Source organism: Streptomyces sp. CB02058 (assembly GCF_001905505.1).
GTDB lineage: Bacteria > Actinomycetota > Actinomycetes > Streptomycetales > Streptomycetaceae > Streptomyces.
Window position 1 is genome coordinate 1,111,767 of record NZ_LIPG01000001.1, and the last position, 19,718, is coordinate 1,131,484.

Annotated in this window: 15 protein-coding genes and 1 tRNA gene; 15 read left to right on the forward strand and 1 reads right to left on the reverse strand. The window is 70.9% G+C overall.

Annotation, left to right across the window (positions count from 1 at the left end; genetic code table 11):
• The first annotated feature begins 175 nt into the window (after positions 1–175).
• The 7 genes from AMK10_RS05235 (at position 176) to AMK10_RS05265 (ending at position 8,063) form a co-directional block, all read left to right on the forward strand.
• Complete coding sequence (locus AMK10_RS05235; RefSeq protein ID WP_073745208.1) at positions 176–1,444, forward strand: nuclease-related domain-containing protein; 1,269 nt, start codon at positions 176–178, stop codon at positions 1,442–1,444.
• 82 nt (positions 1,445–1,526) lie between these two features.
• Positions 1,527–2,486, forward strand: coding sequence for a D-2-hydroxyacid dehydrogenase family protein (locus AMK10_RS05240; protein ID WP_073746069.1), 960 nt, complete (start codon positions 1,527–1,529; stop codon positions 2,484–2,486).
• A gap of 101 nt (positions 2,487–2,587) precedes the next feature.
• The gene (locus AMK10_RS05245; protein ID WP_073745210.1) at positions 2,588–3,322 is read left to right on the forward strand and encodes a formylglycine-generating enzyme family protein; all 735 of its coding nucleotides are present in this window, start codon (positions 2,588–2,590) and stop codon (positions 3,320–3,322) included.
• An 18-nt stretch (positions 3,323–3,340) separates the two neighbouring features.
• Complete coding sequence (locus AMK10_RS05250; RefSeq protein ID WP_073745212.1) at positions 3,341–4,072, forward strand: DUF7873 family protein; 732 nt, start codon at positions 3,341–3,343, stop codon at positions 4,070–4,072.
• Between the two features lie 625 nt (positions 4,073–4,697).
• Complete coding sequence (locus AMK10_RS05255) at positions 4,698–5,570, forward strand: hypothetical protein (RefSeq protein WP_073745214.1); 873 nt, start codon at positions 4,698–4,700, stop codon at positions 5,568–5,570.
• A 361-nt stretch (positions 5,571–5,931) separates the two neighbouring features.
• Positions 5,932–6,795, forward strand: coding sequence for a 3'(2'),5'-bisphosphate nucleotidase CysQ family protein (locus tag AMK10_RS05260; RefSeq protein ID WP_073745216.1), 864 nt, complete (start codon positions 5,932–5,934; stop codon positions 6,793–6,795).
• Entirely contained in the window at positions 6,792–8,063 is a 1,272-nt protein-coding gene (locus AMK10_RS05265) for a hypothetical protein (RefSeq protein WP_073745218.1), read from the forward strand. Before AMK10_RS05260 ends, AMK10_RS05265 begins: the two co-directional genes overlap by 4 nt.
• A 241-nt stretch (positions 8,064–8,304) precedes the next feature.
• Here the strand turns inward: AMK10_RS05265 and AMK10_RS05270 are convergent.
• Positions 8,305–8,376 (reverse strand) — tRNA-Arg (locus AMK10_RS05270).
• 185 nt (positions 8,377–8,561) lie between these two features.
• On the opposite strand from AMK10_RS05270, the gene AMK10_RS05275 reads away from it, so the two are divergent.
• The 8 genes from AMK10_RS05275 (at position 8,562) to AMK10_RS05310 (ending at position 19,630) form a co-directional block, all read left to right on the forward strand.
• On the forward strand, positions 8,562–8,996 hold the full coding sequence (locus AMK10_RS05275) for a response regulator (protein ID WP_241839475.1): 435 nt from the start codon (positions 8,562–8,564) through the stop codon (positions 8,994–8,996).
• Positions 8,997–9,176: 180 nt separating this feature from the next.
• Positions 9,177–10,232 carry an ArgS-related anticodon-binding protein NrtL gene (gene nrtL, locus AMK10_RS05280; protein ID WP_073745222.1) on the forward strand — a complete coding sequence of 352 codons (1,056 nt, stop codon included), beginning with the start codon at positions 9,177–9,179 and terminating at the stop codon, positions 10,230–10,232.
• Between the two features lie 25 nt (positions 10,233–10,257).
• The gene (lysA, locus tag AMK10_RS05285) at positions 10,258–11,649 is read left to right on the forward strand and encodes a diaminopimelate decarboxylase (protein WP_073745224.1); all 1,392 of its coding nucleotides are present in this window, start codon (positions 10,258–10,260) and stop codon (positions 11,647–11,649) included.
• Between the two features lie 95 nt (positions 11,650–11,744).
• A complete protein-coding gene (locus AMK10_RS05290; protein ID WP_198959627.1) occupies positions 11,745–13,046 on the forward strand; it encodes a homoserine dehydrogenase in 1,302 nt (433 codons plus the stop codon).
• A gap of 6 nt (positions 13,047–13,052) precedes the next feature.
• Positions 13,053–14,123, forward strand: coding sequence for a threonine synthase (gene thrC, locus AMK10_RS05295; protein ID WP_073745226.1), 1,071 nt, complete (start codon positions 13,053–13,055; stop codon positions 14,121–14,123).
• Between the two features lie 264 nt (positions 14,124–14,387).
• Positions 14,388–15,305, forward strand: a complete 918-nt coding sequence (gene thrB, locus AMK10_RS05300; RefSeq protein ID WP_073745228.1) for a homoserine kinase — start codon at positions 14,388–14,390, stop codon at positions 15,303–15,305.
• Between the two features lie 388 nt (positions 15,306–15,693).
• Positions 15,694–17,751: a transcription termination factor Rho gene (gene rho / locus AMK10_RS05305; protein WP_073746073.1), complete on the forward strand. Its 2,058-nt coding sequence runs from the start codon at positions 15,694–15,696 to the stop codon at positions 17,749–17,751.
• Positions 17,752–17,908: 157 nt separating this feature from the next.
• The gene (locus AMK10_RS05310; protein WP_079180611.1) at positions 17,909–19,630 is read left to right on the forward strand and encodes a trypsin-like serine protease; all 1,722 of its coding nucleotides are present in this window, start codon (positions 17,909–17,911) and stop codon (positions 19,628–19,630) included.
• Positions 19,631–19,718: the final 88 nt, after the last annotated feature.

Here is a 19,718-nt window from a genome sequence, read left to right on the forward strand (position 1 = left end):
CGGAGCGCGTCCGACGGGGGCGCCGGAGCAGTCCGGTCCGGGGCACACCGGGCCCGGACTGCTCCGGAACGCCGGGTTCCCGATTCCACGCGCCCGCTCTGCGCCCTGTGCGGCGGCCGGACCGCCGTACAGGCTGGGGGAGACGGACGCCGGAGCTGTGAACAGAGGGGGCACGATGCAGGATCTCAAGGTCACGTCATGGCAGCTCTTCGGGCACGACCGGCTCTATGTGAACCTGCCGGACGGCACCGCGATCGGATGGGCGGACCGGGGCAGCGGCACGATCACGGTGCTGCACCCGCGCTACCGCGACGCCGTGACCGACGCGCTGGCGCGCCAGGTTCCGGACCTGCCGGCGCTCGTGGGCGAGGATGCGCCGCCCGTGCCGCAGGCGCCGCGCACCCCGCCGTCGGCCCCGAGGATTCCGCCGCTGAGGGGGATGCGGAAGCGGGGCGCCCTCGTGGACAAGGTGCCGACGCAGAAGCCGCCGCCCGCGGCGGAGGCGATGCCGGCGCAGGCCCCGGTGGGGGAGGCGCCGGAGGCCGAGGTGGTGCCTTCGGGTGAGGCGCCGGAGGCAGAGGCGGCACCGGTGGAGGAGGCGGCACCGGTGGTGGCGGCGGTGGGGGAGACCGCCCCCGGGCACACGGCTGGGGAGACCGCCCCCCGGCACACGGCTGTCCTTTCAGCTGTCCCCGAGCCCACGGCTGCTCCTGTGCCCGAGCCCGCGGCCGGGCACACTCCCGCACCCGCCTCCGCTCCCGCTCCCGCCTCCGAGCCAGGGACGCCGTCCACCGGCTCCCGCAGGCCGCCCGTCCTGCCCGCGCTGACACCCGGGAGCGACCTCGCGACGCGCCGGCCGGGCGCCGCGCTGCGCGAGCAGCTCGGCGAGTCCGCGACCGGGGCGCTCGTACGGGCTGCCACCGGAGCCCTCCGGCGGCACAAGGACGGGGACCCGCGCAGGGGAGCCCTGGCGGGGGAGCGGCGGGTGGGTGCCGAGCTCAAGCGGCTCACCCGGCACGGCTGGCGGGTCCTGCACTCCGTGCCCCTGCCGGACGGCACCGAGATCGGGCATCTGCTCATCGGGCCCGGCGGGGTGTTCGCCGTCAGCACCGAACACCACCCCGGGGCGTCGGTACGGATCGCCGACGGCACCCTGCGGACCGGCGACGGCCCCCCGCAGCCGTACGAGCTCGACGACCGGCCGGGGACGCGGTGGGCGCGGACCGTGCTGGAGACGCACTGCGCCTTCGACGTCCCCGTCCGGACCGTGCTGGTCTTCACCGGAGTCACCGAGCTGGAGGTCGTCATGACCCCGGCGGACGTCCGCGTCCTCCGCGAACGCCAGCTGTCCGCCCTCGCCCCGCTGACCGGCGTACTCACCCCCACCCAGGTGGAACGGGTCTACGACGTCGCGCGGAACAGGGAGGCATGGCCGGGGGCATGATCCCGGGAAGCGGCCGGTAGATTTCCCGGTGCTGCCGCAGGGCCGACGCCGTGCCGTCGCCGCCGCCGAAGGGGAAGACGCCATGAAACTCCGCTGTGCCGTGCTCGACGACTACCAGTCCGTGGCCCTCACCGCCGCCGACTGGTCGCCGGTCGCCGACGACGTCGAGGTGGTCTCCTTCGCCGGTCATTGCGCCACGGAGGACGAACTGGCCGCGCGGCTGGCGGAGTTCGACATCGTCGTCACGCTCAGGGAGCGAGTGCCGTTCCCGGCGACGCTGATCGACCGGCTGCCGCGCCTGCGGCTGATCGTCGCCTCCGGCATGCGCAACACGTCCATCGACTACGCCGCCGCCGAACGCCGGGGGATCACCGTCTGCGGCACCGCGAGCACGGCCACCCCACCCGTCGAGCTCACTTGGGCCCTGCTCCTCGGACTGGCGCGCGGGATCGTGACCGAGGCCAACGCACTGCGGGACGGCGGCCCCTGGCAGTCCACCGTCGGCGCCGACCTGCACGGGCGCAGGCTCGGCGTCCTCGGGCTGGGCAAGATCGGCACCAGGGTCGCCGCGGTCGGCCGCGCCTTCGGCATGGATGTCGTGGCCTGGAGCCGGAACCTCACCCCGGAGCGCGCCGAGGAAGCCGGGGTGGCCTTCGCCGCGTCCAAGGAAGAGCTGCTGGAGACCAGCGACTTCGTCTCCGTACACCTGGTGCTGAGCGAGCGTACGCGTGGCCTGCTGGGGGCCCGGGAGCTCGGGCTGATGCGGCCGGGCAGCTTTCTGGTCAACACCTCGCGGGCCGCGATCGTCGACCAGGACGCGCTGCTCGACGTCCTGCGCAGGGGAGCCATCGCGGGTGCGGGCGTCGACGTGTTCGACGTCGAACCCCTCCCCGCCGGCCACCCGATGCGCACCGCACCGCGCCTGCTGGCCACACCGCACCTGGGCTATGTCTCGCAGGCCAACTACGCGGCGTACTACGGCGACGCCGTCGAGGACATCCGCGCCCATCTCGACGGGAAGCCGGTCCGGCTGCTGGGCTGAGGCGGAGGCGTCGCAGGGGCCGGGTTCACCGGCGGCCGGGCGCAGGCCGAAGTAGCCTGGGCGCGGGGGCACTTCGGCTCTCCGGACAGGGAGGGCGCCGCGTGAGCCTGCTCGACGACGAGACGGCGGCAGGCATGGTCCCGATACCGGCCGGCACCGTCGACCTCCGCGACGACCGCCGCGGAGAACAGTGGCAGGAGACCGTCGGGCCCTTCCGGCTCGCCCGTCTCCCCGTCACCCTCGGCCAGTACTGGGCCCTCACGGACACGACTCCCGATCCCGCCGTGTCCCACGCCCTGCCGGTGACGAGCATCAGCTGGCTCGACGCCGTCGACCTGTGCAACCGCTTCTCGGCCCGCGTCGGACTGGACCCGGTCTACTCCCGCGCGGAGGGGAGCGGCGAGGTCGTCCGCGACCCGGCCGCCGACGGCTACCGCCTGCCCACGGAGGCGGAGTGGCAGTACGCGTGCAAGGCGGGCACCACCGGCTACCGCTACGGCGAACTCGACAGCATCGCCTGGTACGAGGGCAACTCGGACGGCAGGCTCCACGACGTCGGCGGCAGGCGCCCGAACGCCTGGGGTCTGTACGACATGCTGGGCAACGTCTGGGAGTGGTGCTGGGACCTCTACGACGAGGAGGTCTACGGCGCCTACCGCACCTTCCGCGGCGGTGGCTGGGCCGAGGCGGAGCGCGGCTGTGGCGCCACGGTGCGCCGCCGCAGCCACCCCACGTTCGCGATCGACGACCTCGGATTCCGGATGGCCCGCGGGCGCACGAGCGCGCCCGACGGAAAATCGCGCGACCGATCGAAAACGGGTGCGGTACCTTCCTGATCACTCGAAGGGGGCGAAGTGACGAAGCTCAACCAGATCATCGCCGTGGAGAAGGGTGTCAAGAGCAAGTCGCTCCAGGACATCACCGCGGCCCACCACAAGGTGCAGAAGCCGGCGCTGCTGGCAGGCATCTCGCGTACGTACCAGCCGAAGGACGAGGAGGGCGAGCAGCTTCCGCCCGAGTCCGCGCGGGTACAGGTCAAGGCCGAGGAGGCGCTGCGTGAGATGTCCGCGTCGCTGACCCGGCTGTTCGACGTGACCGCGACGAAGGACTGGGCGAACTGCTCGGCCCGCGCCGACGTCGTCGTCGACGGACGCACCGTCGTCGCCGAAGTCCCGGTCAGCTACCTGCTCTTCCTGGAGAAGCAGCTCACCGACCTGCACACCTTCGTGAAGAAGCTTCCGGTCCTGGACGCCTCGGAGTCCTGGTCGCTGGACCCGTCGACGGACTGGTGGAAGACGGACCCGGTCCGCACCATCCGCACGAAGAAGGTCCCCCGCAACCACGTCAAGGCCGAGGCGACGGAGAAGCACCCGGCCCAGGTCGACGTGTACTACGAGGACGTGCCGATCGGGTACTGGACGACCGTGAAGTTCTCCGGAGCGCTTCCGGCGCGCCGGGTGAACGAACTGCTGGAGCGGGTCGAGAAGCTCCAGCACGCGGTGAAGTTCGCCCGCGAGGAGGCCAACGGCGCCGAGGTCACCGACCGGCGCGTCGGAGACGCGGTGTTCGGCTACCTGTTCGGCTAGGGTCGGACGCGGATCGGACACGAGGCGGCACACCCCGAGAACGCCCCCGCGCCAATGCCGTGGGGGCTGCGCACCCTGCACGAGTCGGAATTGAGGTCCGTCCCGTGTGACGAGCGCAAGCTGAAACTGAACGTTCAGCCTGAAGACGCGGTAACGGTGGAGGTTCGAGTCCTCCCCCCGGCACCACCTGCCGGGGTGGCCCAACATGGCAGAGGCAGCCGCGATCAATCTCAGACTCTCGCTCCAGCTTCAGTATCGCCGCCGATTGCCAGATCGACCGAGTGCGGACGAACACCGTTGAATGCTGGTTCGAATCCGGCCTGCGCCTCTGCCGCGGCGCGGTAGTTCAAAGGAAGAACGCGACGGTATGACGACTGATCCGCACTCTTAAACGGCGCTGGCAAGCGCAATTGGGTGGCAACCCCAGGGGCCCGGGAGCTGGATACGACTCCCGGGCCCCGCCACGTCCGGAGCGGTGGCCGTCCGAGGCGCGTCGAGACCGTCCTCGTGGGCCACCGCCGCCTTTCGCGTCCACCAACCCCGAGGTTCCTCCCGCGCTTCAACCCCGCGCGTGGAATGACCGGTTGGAGGGATGCGGGTCACCTGTCCGGAGTACGTTCGCGGCATGGCTACCAACAAGCTGATCGAAAACCCGGGGGCGAGCTTCGCCACGCTTCTCCTCCGCTCCGCACGCCTTCCCGGTGTGCGCGTCGAGCGGGAGGCATACCTCCGGACCGCGCTGGCCCGCCACTGCTCGGAGTACGAGGTCGCCATGGCGGTGGCCGGGACTCCGGCGGCGGCCGGCATCTCTCTCGACGTGCTGAACAGGCTGGCCGATGAATCCATCCGCTACGAGACGGCCAAGGTCAGCGCCCTCTCGGCAGCTGCCGGCCTGCCCGGAGCGCTGGCCGCGGTGGCGACGGTGCCTGCCGACCTCGCCCAGTACATCGGTCACATGCTGCGTATCGCGCAGAAGCTCGCCTACCTCTACAGCTGGCCCGATCTGTTCCCCGACGACGGCGACGTCGACGGGGAACAGATCGACGACGCCACCAGGAGCATCCTCACCCTCTTCTTCGGGGTGATGTACGGAACCCATTCCGCCAACGTCGCCGTGGGGCAGGTGGCGAAGGCGATGTCCGAACAGGTCATCAAGAAGCTTCCTCAGAGGGCGCTGACCCAGGGAGTCGTCTATCCGATCGTGAAGAGGGTCGCCGCATCCCTCGGCGTGGAGATGACGAAGCAGACCTTCGCGAAGTCCGTCTCGAAGGCCATCCCCCTGGTCGGGGCCGCCGTGTCCGGCACGCTCACCTTCGCCACCTATCGCCCCATGGCGAAGCGGCTGAAGACGCACCTCGCCGGCCTGGAACTCGCCGAGCCCGCCCCTCACGTCATTCCGGGGGAGGTCGTGCAGGACCAGGACGCCGACTCCCCGGCCGCTGCGGAGGCGGACGTCCCGAAGCAGGGCCGCGACTGGCGCATCGTCAAGCGGAAGTAGTCCCGCCCCCGCTCGCTGCCGAGCACCGTGCCACCCCTCCGCCGCCACGCTGTCCGCCGCGTCGGCGCTCGGCGCTCGGATCTCGACGTCCGAGTGCCGGCGTCCCGCCCGTGGAGACACCCGAGGGCGATGTGACGGAAGAGTCCGTACGAGACGTTCCCGCACTCGTCGCCGGCCTCCGCAACCTGATGCGCACCTCCTGAACCGTCACGACCTGAACCCTTGGGACGCGTTGCCGTCCGCGGCGAGCGGCAGATGGCAGAGAGGCCACTTCCTGAGCGCCGCGCCCTGTGGCAGGGTTCCGGTGTCTGCGGACTGACCGTCAGTTCGTCCCGGGGAAGGCACGGAGGCCAGCATCCACATGTCGCCGATCCAATCGCTCTGGTCCACGCTGGAAGGTCAACTCCTGCCGGTGTTCGCGGACTACAGGTCGCGGCTGGCCGACCTGCCCGTCGAGGTCAAGGACGACCGGACACTGCTCACGCAGGCCGACATCGCGGTGCAGGAGCTGGTGGTCGCGGCGATCCGTGACTTCGACGGTCCGGACGCCGTGGTGATCGCGGAGGAGGACGAGCGGTCCGGGACCCGGGCGGACGTGGCCTCGTCCAGTGGACGCGTCTGGGTGGTGGACCCCATCGACGGCACCGCCGAATTCGTCCGGGGGGAGAGCGTGGAGTTCTGCTCGGTCGTATGCCTCCTGGAGGACTGGCAGCCCAGGGCGGCCTTCGTCATCGCTCCCGAACTGGGTGCCGGACGGACCCCTCTCGTGGTGTCCGCCGACGCCAGGGCGCACCAGCTGTCCCTGAACGGCCGCACCGTCCCGCCCACGTCCCAAGCGGGGCCCGGCATGCACCTGTCGGTGACCCGGAGCCGGGGTCAGGATCGTCCCGCCTTCGACGCGGCGGCACGACAGGCCGGCTACACGCTCAAGACCAGGACGACCTCGCAGACCCTCGACATGCTGCGCACCGCTCTCGACGTCACTGGCCTGACGGCGCCCGGACTGCCGTCGTTCGACCTGTTCTGGCGCAGGAAGCAGAAGCTGTGGGACGGTGCCGCGGGCCTGTGCCTCGCCGAAGCCGCCGGCTTGCGCAGTTGCGGCGAGGACGGCGAGCCGCTCACGCTCACCCGTGAATTCCTGGCGGAGCCGACCCCCACCCTCGACGCCAATGTGACAGGGCGGACCGAGACCGTCGAATGGTTCCTGAAGGCGGCCGGGGCATGAGGCAGCGGCAGGCGAACACCGACGTCGCCATCGACGTCACCTCACTGATCAGCGCCGAGGAGTTCCTGCTCTCGCAGAACCGGCGCGAAGCCCCCGAGGACCCCTTCGCGCGGCAGTGCTTCGTGGAGATCGTCCAGTCCTTGATCTTCATGTCCAAGGTGTACGTCGCCCATCCCGTCCTTCACGCGCCCGGTCCGCTGGACTTCGGTGACCGCCCGTATCTGCTCCGCGCTCTGGTCGACGTCGAACTCCTGCGTCCGTTACACCTCGACCCGGCTCAGCAGGAGGCCGCGGCTGCTCTCGAGGCCTCCGCCGTGCACGACCTGCAGACCGTGCACGGGCTGACCAGCATGGCCCGATTCGTCGAGCAGGCTTTCGTCTGCGACACCGCCAGCGCGGGCGGCCAGGACGCGCTGTCGACCCGAATACGGGACTGGAGCGCCTTCCAGGAGCGAGAGGTCCGCCGCGTCGCGGGGCATCACGACCGGCGCATAGCGACGCGGGACGGCGTGGAGGAGGACGCCTTCGGTGAGTGGGCCCGTGCGGCGGCCGTGCTGCTGGGCGAGGCACTCAAGGAGATCGCCGCTCCCACCCAGGGCAACTACCTCATGGCCACCCTCGCCCGCGGTATGAAATACCGGGCCAGAGCCGAAGCCGCGACCGTGTCGTACCAGTCGCACCCGATGCGCCGGGACTTCTCCCTGACGTTCGACATGACCCGCCAGGGCGCCGACGAGGGCCGCGTTCTGGACCTGATCCAGTCGGTGCGTGGCATCCACACCACGCTCAGCGAGGCCGCGGGCCAGGACGACACCCATCGGCTCCAGCTTCTCCAGCTCGAACTCCCCCTGCTGGGAGGGCGCCTCTGGACGCCGAGCGAGGTCGGCAGGCGCAGTGACCAGGACTGGATCAAGCTGGTGGCCTCTCGCATCCGTCAATACCGCGACCGGGCCGCCGAGCTGCGCGCGGCCGTGGAGCGTTGCGTCACCGACGAGGACTACGTGCGCCTCGCGCGTGACATCGAGGGAGTCAAGCGCCAGCTTCTCGAACGCCTGGGCCTGCGCCGGGTGGAGTTGTCCGAGATGGAACGCGAGCTGGTCGGCACGGTGGCCTCGGTGGGGGAGGCCGCCACGGGAGTGCCGATGGTCAGTGGGCTCTGGTTCGGTGCGCGCACACTCGGCAAACAGCTCGCCTTCACCGGAGCGCAGCCGTTCCAGCGCTTCCTCTACCGGGAGTTCGTCGACGCCTGGAAGCGTGCCGGACGGTAGGACTGGGCGCGTCGCCAGGGGTGCCACGTCGACCGACGACGGGCCGCGGAAGGCGGCAGGAGTCCCTGGCGCCAGCTGTTGGAGGTCATCAAGCCCCGCCCGGATGCCGGACAGGGCCACCGCCACCGACCGGAACCAGACAACCGTCGGAGAACGGTTCAAAGGAGAGTTCCCCCATGAAAAAGACCTCCTGCGCAGTGTCTCCACTGGACAGAAGGTCTTTTCGGCACTTCCTGCGAAGTGCCCCCGGCAGGATTCGAACCTGCGCACCCGGCTCCGGAGGCCGATGCTCTATCCCCTGAGCTACGGGGGCGATGTCGCTGCGCTCGGCTGCGACAGGTGAAACCCTACCAGCTCCGACGGGGTGTCCGGGAACAGGTATTTCCGCGTCGCCGGCGGCCGCCGGACGGTGTCCCCGCAGAGGCGCCGGCCACCCCTCCGGGGGCGGAAGTGGGCAAAACCCGGACGCAGCCACTCCGCCCGACCTACCCTCGAAGGGTGTCAGGGGCGTACGGCCGCGTGCTTGTTGTGGACGACAACAAGGTCATCCGGCAGCTGATCAGGGTCAATCTCGAGCTGGAGGGCTTCGAGGTCGTGACCGCGGCCGACGGCGTCGAGTGCCTGGACCTCGTCCATGAGGTCCGTCCCGACGTGATCACTCTGGACGTCGTGATGCCCCGGCTCGACGGAATCCAGACCGCCGCCCGGCTGCGCGCCGATCCGCGGACCGGGCATCTGCCCGTCGCCGTCGTGAGCGCCTGCACGCCGTACGAGGTGGAGTCCGGGGTCGCCGCCGGGGTCGACGCCTTCCTGGCGAAGCCGTTCGAGCCGAGTGAGCTGGTGCGCATGGTGCGGCGGCTCGCGCACCGGGAGAGCGCCGTGCCGCTGGACGGCAGGCGCGGGGCCGGGACGGCCGGGAGCGCGGCAGGCTGAGCGGTGGAGTGGGGGACGGCTGAGCGGCTGGATGTGCCGTCCGTCGAGCTGCCGGTCGGGCGATGCGGGGCGCGGTCTGCCGGGCCATCGCGGGCACCGTCGGGCGGTGGAGGCCGGATCGCTGCCCGTATGGCGAAACCGGTTGGCGAAGTGCCCCCCTTCCTCCCATACGCTTGTCCCGTGACCCCCGCAGATCTCTCCAGGACCGTGCTGCACGCTGTGCGCCGCGCGGTCGACGAGGACGCCCTGCGCGCGCCCGTGCCCGCGCGCGTCCGGGTGGAGAGGACGCGGCCCGGGGGGAGCGGGGACTACGCCTGCGCGGTGGCGCTGCAGCTCGCGGGGCCCGCGGGGCTCCCGGCGCGGGGCGTGGCCGAGATCCTGCGGGAGCGGGTCGTCGGCGCACCCGGGATCGGACGGGTCGAGATCACCGGACCCGGCTTCCTGAACTTCACGATCGACGCCTCCGCCGACGGCGCCGCCCGCGTACGCGAGGTGCTCGCGCAGGGCATCCGGTACGGGTGGGGCGCCGAGTGCGCCGGGCAGGTCCACCAGCTCCACCACCGGCGCGAGGTCCGGGCGGCGGTCGTGGCGGGCGCCGCGGCGAAGCTGCTGCGCGCGCAGGGCGCCCTGGTGCGCGTCACCTGCGAGGAGATGCCCGACCCCGACTGGGCGCGCCTCGGTGTCACCGTCGACGCGTACGGGCATCCCCCCGCACCGCTCACGGAGGTCCGGCCCGTCCCCGTCGCAGCCACCGCCGGTGAACTGCTCGAACGGCTCGGCGCCGACGCCACCCGCTGGGGCCTGCTGCGCGCCGCCGGGCACGACCGCGCGGCCCTCGGCGAGGAACTCCTCGTACAGGGGGAGGGCAACGGGCTCTTCCACGTCCGCTACGCCCACGCCCGCGCCCGCGCGCTCACCCGCGAGGGGGCGCGGCTCGGCGTCACCGGCGCCTACGAGCAGGACGTCCACGCCCCCGCCCTGCACGCCGCCCTCGCCGACCACCCCGGCGTCCTCGCCGCCGCCGCCCGCCACCGGGCGCCCGACCGGCTCGCCCGGCATCTCGAAACGCTCGCGCACGCCTTCTTCGACCTCTACGACGCCCGCCCGCCGCTCCCCGTCGGCGACGAGAAACCCTCGGCCGCCCACCGCTCCCGGCTGGCCCTTGCCGAAGCCGCCGGGACGGTGCTGGCAGGCGGCCTGTCCCTGCTCGGCATCAGCGCGCCCGAACACCTCTGAGACCGTAAGAGAGCAGAGCAGAACGATGAGCCGATCCGCACACCCCGCCGGACCCCGTCACGCCGATGTCCTTCCGGAGGGTCACTACACCGCCCCCGCCACCGACCTGAACGAGCTGGACGCCAAGGTCTGGTCCCGCACCGTCACCCGTGACGCGGACGGCGCGCTCACCGTCGGCGGGATCGAAGTCGCCCGGCTGGCACAGGAGTTCGGCACCCCGGCGTACTTCCTGGACGAGGCCGACTTCCGGGCCCGCTGCCGGGCCTGGGCGGACGCCTTCGGCCAGGACGCCGACGTCTTCTACGCCGGGAAGGCCTTCCTCTCGCGCGCCGTGGTGCGCTGGCTCAAGGAGGAGGGGCTGAACCTGGACGTGTGCTCCGGCGGCGAGCTCGCCACCGCCCTGGACGCCGGGATGCCCGCCGAGCGGATCGCCTTCCACGGCAACAACAAGACGGTCCCCGAGATCGAGCGGGCCATCGAGGCGGGTGTCGGGCGGATCGTGCTCGACTCCTTCCAGGAGATCGTCCGCGTGGCCCACACCGCGCAGCGGCTCGGCAAGCGCCAGCGTGTGCAGATCCGGGTCACCGTCGGCGTCGAGGCCCACACCCACGAGTTCATCGCCACCGCGCACGAGGACCAGAAGTTCGGCATCGCGCTCGCCGACGGACAGGCCGCCGAGGCGGTCCGCAGGGTGCTCACCCTGGACGGCCTCGAACTGATCGGCATCCACTCGCACATCGGCTCGCAGATCTTCGACATGGCCGGCTTCGAGGTCTCCGCGCGGCGTGTCGTGCAGCTGCTCGCCGAGGTCCGCGACGAACACGGCGTCGAGCTCCCCGAGATCGACCTCGGAGGCGGCCTCGGCATCGCCTACACCAGCGAGGACGACCCCCGCGAGCCGCACGAGATCGCCAAGTCGCTCGGCGACATCGTCACCCGGGAGTGCGAGGCGGCCGGACTGCGGACCCCGCGCATCTCCGTCGAGCCGGGCCGCGCGATCGTCGGCCCGACGGCCTTCACGCTGTACGAGGTCGGCACCGTCAAGCCCCTCGAGGGCCTGCGGACGTACGTGAGCGTCGACGGCGGGATGTCCGACAACATCCGCACCGCGCTGTACGACGCCGAGTACAGCGTCGCGCTCGTCTCGCGCAGCTCGGACGCCGAGCCCATGCTCGTACGCGTCGTCGGCAAGCACTGCGAGAGTGGTGACATCGTGGTCAAGGACGCGTTCCTGCCGTCCGATCTGGCCCCCGGTGACCTGATCGCGGTGCCCGCCACCGGTGCGTACTGCCGTTCCATGGCGAGCAACTACAACCATGCCCTGCGCCCGCCCGTCGTCGCTGTGCGTGACGGTGAGGCGCGGGTCATCGTCCGGCGCGAGACGGAGGAAGATCTCCTGCGTCTCGATGTCGGCTGATGAAATTCACATCTCAAAATCCGGACGGGTGGCAGAAACCCCCGTCCGGTGAGTGAGACTGGTCCACACATCAGAAGTATGAGAAACGAGGTCGGATGATGCGTACGCGTCCGCTGAAGGTGGCGCTGCTGGGCTGTGGAGTGGTCGGCTCAGAGGTGGCGCGCATCATGACGACGCACGCCGACGACCTCGCCGCGCGCATCGGCGCGCCGGTCGAGCTCGCCGGTGTCGCCGTCCGCCGGCCCTCCAGGGTGCGGGAGGGCATCGACCCCACGCTGATCACCACTGATGCGACCGCCCTGGTCAAACGGGGCGACATCGACGTCGTCGTCGAGGTCATCGGGGGCATCGAGCCCGCCCGCACGCTCATCACGACCGCCTTCGAGCACGGCGCGGGCGTCGTCTCGGCCAACAAGGCGCTGCTCGCCGAGGACGGCTCCGCGCTCCACGCCGCCGCCGAGCAGCACGGCAGGGACCTCTACTACGAGGCGGCCGTCGCCGGCGCCATCCCGCTCGTACGGCCGCTGCGCGAGTCCCTCGCGGGGGACAAGGTCAACCGGGTGCTCGGCATCGTCAACGGCACGACGAACTTCATCCTCGACAGGATGGACACCAGCGGAGCCGGATACTCCGAGGCGCTCGACGAGGCCACCGCCCTCGGGTACGCCGAGGCGGACCCGACCGCCGACGTCGAGGGCTTCGACGCCGCCGCCAAGGCCGCCATCCTCGCCGGGATCGCCTTCCACACCCGCGTGAAGATCGGCGAGGTGCACCGCGAGGGGATCACCGAGGTCACCGCCGCGGACATCGCCTCCGCCCGCCGCATGGGCTGCACGGTCAAGCTCCTCGCGATCTGCGAGCGCGCCGCCGACGGCAGGTCCGTCACCGCCCGGGTGCACCCCGCGATGATCCCGCTCAGCCATCCGCTGGCCTCGGTCCGCGAGGCGTACAACGCGGTCTTCGTCGAGGCGGAGGCGGCCGGGCAGCTCATGTTCTACGGCCCCGGCGCCGGCGGTGCCCCGACCGCCTCCGCGGTCCTCGGTGACCTGGTCGCCGTCTGCCGCAACATCATCGCCGGGACCACCGGCCCCGGTGAGTCCGCGTACACGCGCCTGCCCGTCAGTCCCATGGGCGATGTCGTCACGCGCTACCACATCAGTCTCGACGTGGCCGACAAGCCTGGCGTACTCGCCCAGGTCGCGACGGTCTTCGCCGAACAGGACGTATCCATCGATACGGTCCGCCAGCAAGTCCGACAGGACGGGAGCGGCGAGGCATCCCTCGTCGTCGTCACCCACCGCGCGCCCGACGCCGCCCTCTCCGGGACCGTCGAAGCGCTGCGCAAGCTGGACACCGTGCGCGGTGTCGCCAGCATCATGCGTGTTGAAGGGGAGTAAGGACCCATGACCAGCAAGGGCACCCACCAGTGGCGCGGCATCATCGAGGAGTACCGGGACCGGCTTCCGGTCACGAGCACGACGCCGGTCGTCACACTCCGTGAGGGCGGCACGCCGCTCGTTCCGGCGCAGGTCCTCTCCGAGCGCACGGGCTGCGAGGTGCACCTCAAGGTCGAGGGCGCCAACCCCACCGGTTCGTTCAAGGACCGCGGCATGACCATGGCGATCACCCGCGCCAAGGAGGAGGGCGCGCAGGCCGTCATCTGCGCCTCCACGGGCAACACCTCCGCGTCCGCCGCCGCCTACGCCGTGCGCGCCGGCATGGTCTGCGCGGTCCTCGTGCCGCGCGGCAAGATCGCGCTCGGCAAGATGGGGCAGGCGCTCGTCCACGGCGCCAAGATCCTCCAGGTCGACGGCAACTTCGACGACTGCCTGACCCTGGCCCGCAGCCTCTCGGACAACTACCCGGTGGCGCTGGTCAATTCGGTCAACCCGGTCCGCATCGAGGGCCAGAAGACCGCCGCGTTCGAGATCGTCGACGCGCTCGGCGACGCCCCCGACATCCACGTACTGCCGGTGGGCAACGCGGGCAACATCACGGCCTACTGGAGGGGCTACAAGGAGTACGCCAAGGACGCGCTCTCCACGCACACCCCGCGCATGTGGGGCTTCCAGGCCTCCGGTTCCGCGCCCATCGTGCGCGGCGAGATCGTCAAGGACCCGGCCACCATCGCCACCGCGATCCGCATCGGCAACCCGGCCTCCTGGCAGTTCGCGCTGGACGCCCGGGACGAGTCGGGCGGCTTCATCGACGAGGTGACGGACCGTCAGATCCTGTCCGCCTACCGCCTGCTGGCCTCGCAGGAGGGTGTCTTCGTGGAGCCCGCTTCGGCCGCTTCGGTGGCCGGTCTGCTCAAGGCCGCCGAAGAGGGCAAGGTCGACCCCGGCCAGAAGATCGTCTGCACCGTCACGGGCAACGGCCTCAAGGACCCCGACTGGGCCGTCGCGGGCGCCCCGCAGCCGGTCACGGTCCCGGTCGACGCGGTCACCGCGGCCGAGAAGCTGGGCCTCGCGTAACCAGCCGTACGGCAGCTCTCCGCCCTTCCGGGGCGGAGAGCGCATGGGAGGCGTGCGACACGCATCGTGCGCCTCCTGTGCGCCCTATGTCGCCACAGAACCTTCCTTCGATAAGCTGTACTCAACCCGCCCCGCCGCATCCGCCGCGGTGCAGCAGCCGTCGTGACTGCCGGGTCCCCATTTCCCCGCACAACGGCGACCCCCGCACGTCGAAGTCCCCTGCTCCACCCTCCCCGCCGCCGTACAGGAAGAGTCGTCCAACCGATGGCCGGTCCCGCGTTCCGAGCCGCCGCCGTCCGGGTGCGCGTCCCCGCAACCAGCGCCAACCTGGGCCCGGGTTTCGACGCCCTAGGCCTCTCGCTGGGGCTCTACGACGACGTCGTCGTCCGGGTCGCCGACTCCGGGCTGCACATCGACATCGCGGGTGAGGGCGCCGAAACGCTTCCCCGCGACGAGAGCCATCTGCTCGTACGCTCCCTGCGCACGGCCTTCGACCTGCTCGGCGGACAGCCCCGCGGCCTGGAGATCGTCTGCGCCAACCGCATCCCGCACGGCCGCGGCCTGGGTTCCTCCTCCGCCGCCATCTGCGCCGGGATCGTCGCCGCCCGCGCCGTGACGACGGGCGGCGAGGCCCGTCTCGACGACGCCGCGCTGCTGGAGCTGGCCACCGAGATCGAGGGGCACCCCGACAACGTCGCCGCCTGTCTCCTCGGCGGATTCACCCTCGCCTGGATGGACGGCGGAGCCGCCAGGGCGATCAGGATGGACCCCGCCGAGTCCGTCGTGCCCGTCGTCTTCGTCCCGGCCACGCCGGTGCTCACCGAGACCGCCCGCGGTCTGCTGCCGCGCACCGTCCCCCATGTGGACGCCGTGGCCAACGCCGGCCGTGCGGCCCTGCTCGTCGAGGCCCTGACCAGGCGCCCCGAGCTGCTGCTGGCCGCCACCGAGGACCGGATCCACCAGGAGTACCGGGGCCCGGCGATGCCGCAGAGCGTGGAGCTGGTGAACCGGCTGCGCGCCGACGGCGTCCCGGCTGTCATCTCCGGCGCGGGGCCCACGGTGCTCGCGCTGACGGAGGAGGGTTCGGCCGACAAGGTCGCCCGGCTGGCGGGGGAGGGATGGGCCGCGAACCGGCTCGCTCTCGACGCCTCCGGTGCGAGTGTGCTGCCGCTCGCCGCGTAATCGCACGTGATTGCCGGTGCATGAGAGGGGGAATGTTTGTTGGAGCCGGTAGTGTTAACCTCAAGTCAGCAATCGACGTCTTCGTGGCGCGTTGCTTCGTGTCCCCCTCCGGGACCACCACTCTTCCGGGAGCCTCCCCGACTGCCTGAGCATCCTGCCTGAGCTTTCGAGCACGCTCCGGAACCGGCACGACACCCTCTTGCTCGTCCAGGAGTGGGCCGAGCAGGGGGATCTCGCGCCGGAACCCCGCACATTCGTCTCTCCGCCGTACCCGGCGGACCACCGCCCCGGCAAGGTCCGCGATCGACACGATCAACAGACCGCAGTCGGACAGCACAACCGGTCGCCGAGCCAGAAGGCCGACGTCCGCTCCAGGGAAGGACCCTTCGTGAGCGACACCACCGATCTGATGGGCGTGACTGCCGACAAGAGCGTCGACAGCTCCGTGCCCGCCGAAGGTGCTGCCACTGGCACCACCGCACGGCGCCGCCGCTCCGGCACCGGCCTCGAGGGCATGGTCCTGGCCGAGCTGCAGCAGGTCGCGTCCGGCCTCGGCATCAGGGGAACTGCGCGGATGCGCAAGAGCCAGCTGATCGAGGTCATCAAGGAGGCGCAGGCCGGAGGCTCCTCCGCGCCCGCCCCCAAGGCCGCCGCGTCCGCGGGTGCGGACACCGCGAGCAAGCCGAAGCGGCGTGCCACGTCCAAGACACGCACCGGTGACGAGACCGCAGCCGCGCCGGCCGCCGACAAGGCCGCCGCCCAGCAGCAGATCGACATCCCCGGTCAGCCGGCCAGCGACGACCAGCCCACGGGCGAGCGCCGCCGTCGCCGCGCCACCGCGCAGGCGGGCAGTCCCGACACCAAGGCCGAGTCCAAGGCGGAGCCGCAGGCCGAGCCGAAGTCCGAGCCCAAGGGCGAGAGCCGCCAGGACCGCGCCGAGGAGCGCGGCGAGGCGAAGGCCGACGCGAAGGCGGAGTCCGCCACGGACACCGCCGAGGGCCGCCGCGGAGACCGCCAGGACGGCCGTCGCGGCGACCGCCAGGACCGCGGCGACCGCGGTGACCGCCGGGAGCGCCAGCGCGACCGCCGCGGCAAGGGCGACGACCAGGGCCAGCAGGGCGGCGGACGCCGTCAGGGCCAGCAGGGCGGCGGCCAGCAGCAGGGCCAGCAGGGCGGCGGCCAGCAGCAGGACGACGGTTACGACGACGAGGGCGGCCGGCGCGGCCGCAGGGGCCGTTACCGCGACCGCCGCGGCCGTCGTGGCCGCGACGACTTCGCGACCGACGTGCAGGTGGCCGACGACGACGTCCTGATCCCCGTCGCGGGCATCCTCGACATCCTCGACAACTACGCGTTCATCCGGACCTCCGGCTACCTGCCGGGCCCGAACGACGTGTACGTCTCGCTCGCCCAGGTCCGCAAGAACGGCCTGCGCAAGGGTGACCACGTCACCGGTGCGGTGCGCCAGCCCAAGGACGGCGAGCGCCGCGAGAAGTTCAACGCGCTGGTCCGCCTCGACTCCGTCAACGGCATGGCACCCGAGACCGGCCGCGGCCGTCCCGAGTTCCAGAAGCTGACCCCGCTGTACCCGCAGGACAGGCTCCGTCTGGAGACCGACTCCAACGTCCTGACCACCCGGATCATCGACCTGGTCGCCCCGATCGGCAAGGGCCAGCGAGGCCTGATCGTGGCCCCGCCGAAGACCGGTAAGACCATGATCCTCCAGGCCATCGCCAACGCGATCACGGTCAACAGCCCCGAGTGCCACCTGATGGTCGTCCTGGTCGACGAGCGTCCGGAAGAGGTCACCGACATGCAGCGGTCGGTGAAGGGCGAGGTCATCTCCTCGACCTTCGACCGTCCCGCCGAGGACCACACCACGGTCGCCGAGCTCGCCATCGAGCGCGCGAAGCGCCTCGTGGAGCTGGGCCACGACGTCGTGGTCCTGCTGGACTCGATCACCCGCCTGGGCCGCGCCTACAACCTGGCGGCACCGGCCTCCGGCCGCATCCTGTCCGGTGGTGTCGACTCGACCGCGCTCTACCCGCCGAAGCGCTTCTTCGGTGCGGCGCGGAACATCGAGGACGGCGGCTCGCTGACCATCCTGGCCACCGCGCTCGTCGAGACCGGCTCGCGCATGGACGAGGTGATCTTCGAGGAGTTCAAGGGCACCGGCAACATGGAGCTCAAGCTCGACCGGAAGCTCTCCGACAAGCGCATCTTCCCCGCGGTGGACGTCGACGCGTCCAGCACCCGTAAGGAAGAAATCCTTCTCGGCAGTGACGAATTGGCCATTGTCTGGAAGCTGCGCCGGGTGCTGCACGCGCTCGACCAGCAGCAGGCCATCGAGCTGCTCCTGGACCGCATGAAGAAGACGCAGTCCAACGCGGAGTTCCTGCTCCAGATCCAGAAGACGACGCCCGCGCCCGGTAACGGAAACGACTGACCGGACATTTGCGTCAGGGCTGTTCAACAGCCCCTGAAATCCGCCCCGTTACTTCGGTGACGGGGCGGATTTCTATGTGTAATATCAATGGGCCGTCACTCTCCCCCCACTTACGGCACACATTCTCTGAAATGCCCTTGGACAACGGGAGACTTGCGTGCGCATATCGCGTCATGCCGGATCGATACGAAACTTTCGAAGACTGATAGGCGCCGGCGTCGCGGCACTCGCGCTGCTGGGAAGCGGCCTGGCGGTCAACGCCCAGGCGGCAGAGGGCGGTGAGCAGTTCCTGCCCCCCAAGGGCGCCACCGTGGTCAGCCCCGCCGGGAAGTCCTCGCGGATCATCGGCGGAACCAGCACCGCATTCAGCAGCGCACCCTGGATGGTGCAGATCCTCTTCGAGTACGACAACGACGGTCTGTTCTACTTCACCTGTGGCGGAACACTCGTCGCGCCCAACAAGGTGATGACGGCCGCACATTGCGTGACGGACGAGAACGGCAAGGCGCTGAACATGACCGGGCAGGGCCTCGTGCTCGCCGGAACGGCCAAGCTGGCGGGCGGCCCGAATGACGAGGGCACCGCGGTGGGCATCACCCGCTCCTATTTCGCGGGTTCGTACAACGCCGAGGCGATCGACAACGACATCGCGCTTCTGACGCTCTCCAAGCCGCTGTCGTACACCCCTGCCCAGCCCGCCTCCTACGGCGACAACGCCCGTTACACCGCGGGCACCGTGGCCACCACGTACGGCTGGGGCATGACGGGTTCCGACTGGGACTTCTCCCCGCTGTCGGACACCCTCCTGCGCCTGGAGCAGCCGCTGCGCTCGGACGCCGAGTGCTCCGAGAACCTCGACACCGCGGTCAACCTCCCGGGCGCCTACAAGCCCGGCCACATGATCTGCGCGGGCGTCGGCGGCACCGGGAACGACTCCACGGGCCAGGCCACCTGCCCCGGCGACTCGGGCAGCCCGATGTTCGTCAGCGGCCGTGTCATCGGCATCACCTCGTGGGGTCCGGCCAGCCAGACCGAGGCCTGCAACATCGCGGGCACGTACGACGCCTACACCAAGGTCGCCACGTACTACCGCTCGATCCAGCCGCGGATCGACGACACCAGCTTCAGCGGCGACCACCGGGCCGACCTGTTCGCCCGGACCACCGGCTCGACCGCGTACACCGCCAACTCCACCGGTGAGGCGCTCGCCGCGCGCAAGGCCTTCGCGGGCTCGTACAGCGCGTACAACCTCATCATCCAGACGGACCTCAACCGCGACGGTTACGAGGACCTCATCGCCCGCCAGTCCTCGACGGGCGACGTGTACTGGCTGCACCGCTCCGCGAGCAGCTCGACGTACGCGAAGACGAAGATGTTCAGCGGCTGGAAGACCGTGCGCGCGATCGTCGCCCCCGGCGACGTGAACAACGACGGCAAGGGCGACGTCCTGGCCGTCACCTCCACCGGCGACCTCATGGTGTACCCGAGCTACGGCAACGGGAAGTTCAACACCGCGGTCAAGGCGGCGACCGGCTACCAGGTCTACAACCAGGTCCGCGGTCACGGTGACTTCACCTACGACGGCAAGAACGACCTGCTCCTGCGCCGCGGCGGCACCAACGACCTCTACCTCGCCAAGGGCACCGGCAAGTCCACCGCCCCGTTCGAGACCCCGGTCAAGGTCCGCAGCAACTGGTCCGCCTACGACCTGCTGGTCACGCCCGGTGACGTCAACGGCGACGCCAAGTCCGACCTCGTGGCCCGCACCCCCGCCGGAGCGCTGTACCTCCTCAAGGGCACCGGCGTGGGCACCTCGGAGATCTTTGCCACACAGGTGAAGCTCGGCACCGGCTGGAACAGCTACTACACAATCGGCTGAATTGCCTGGTGAGCGCCGGGTTGCCGGCCCGCTCACCCGCTCGTTCTGAGGCCCCCGTCCGCGGACGGGGGCCTCAGCTCGTTGTGCA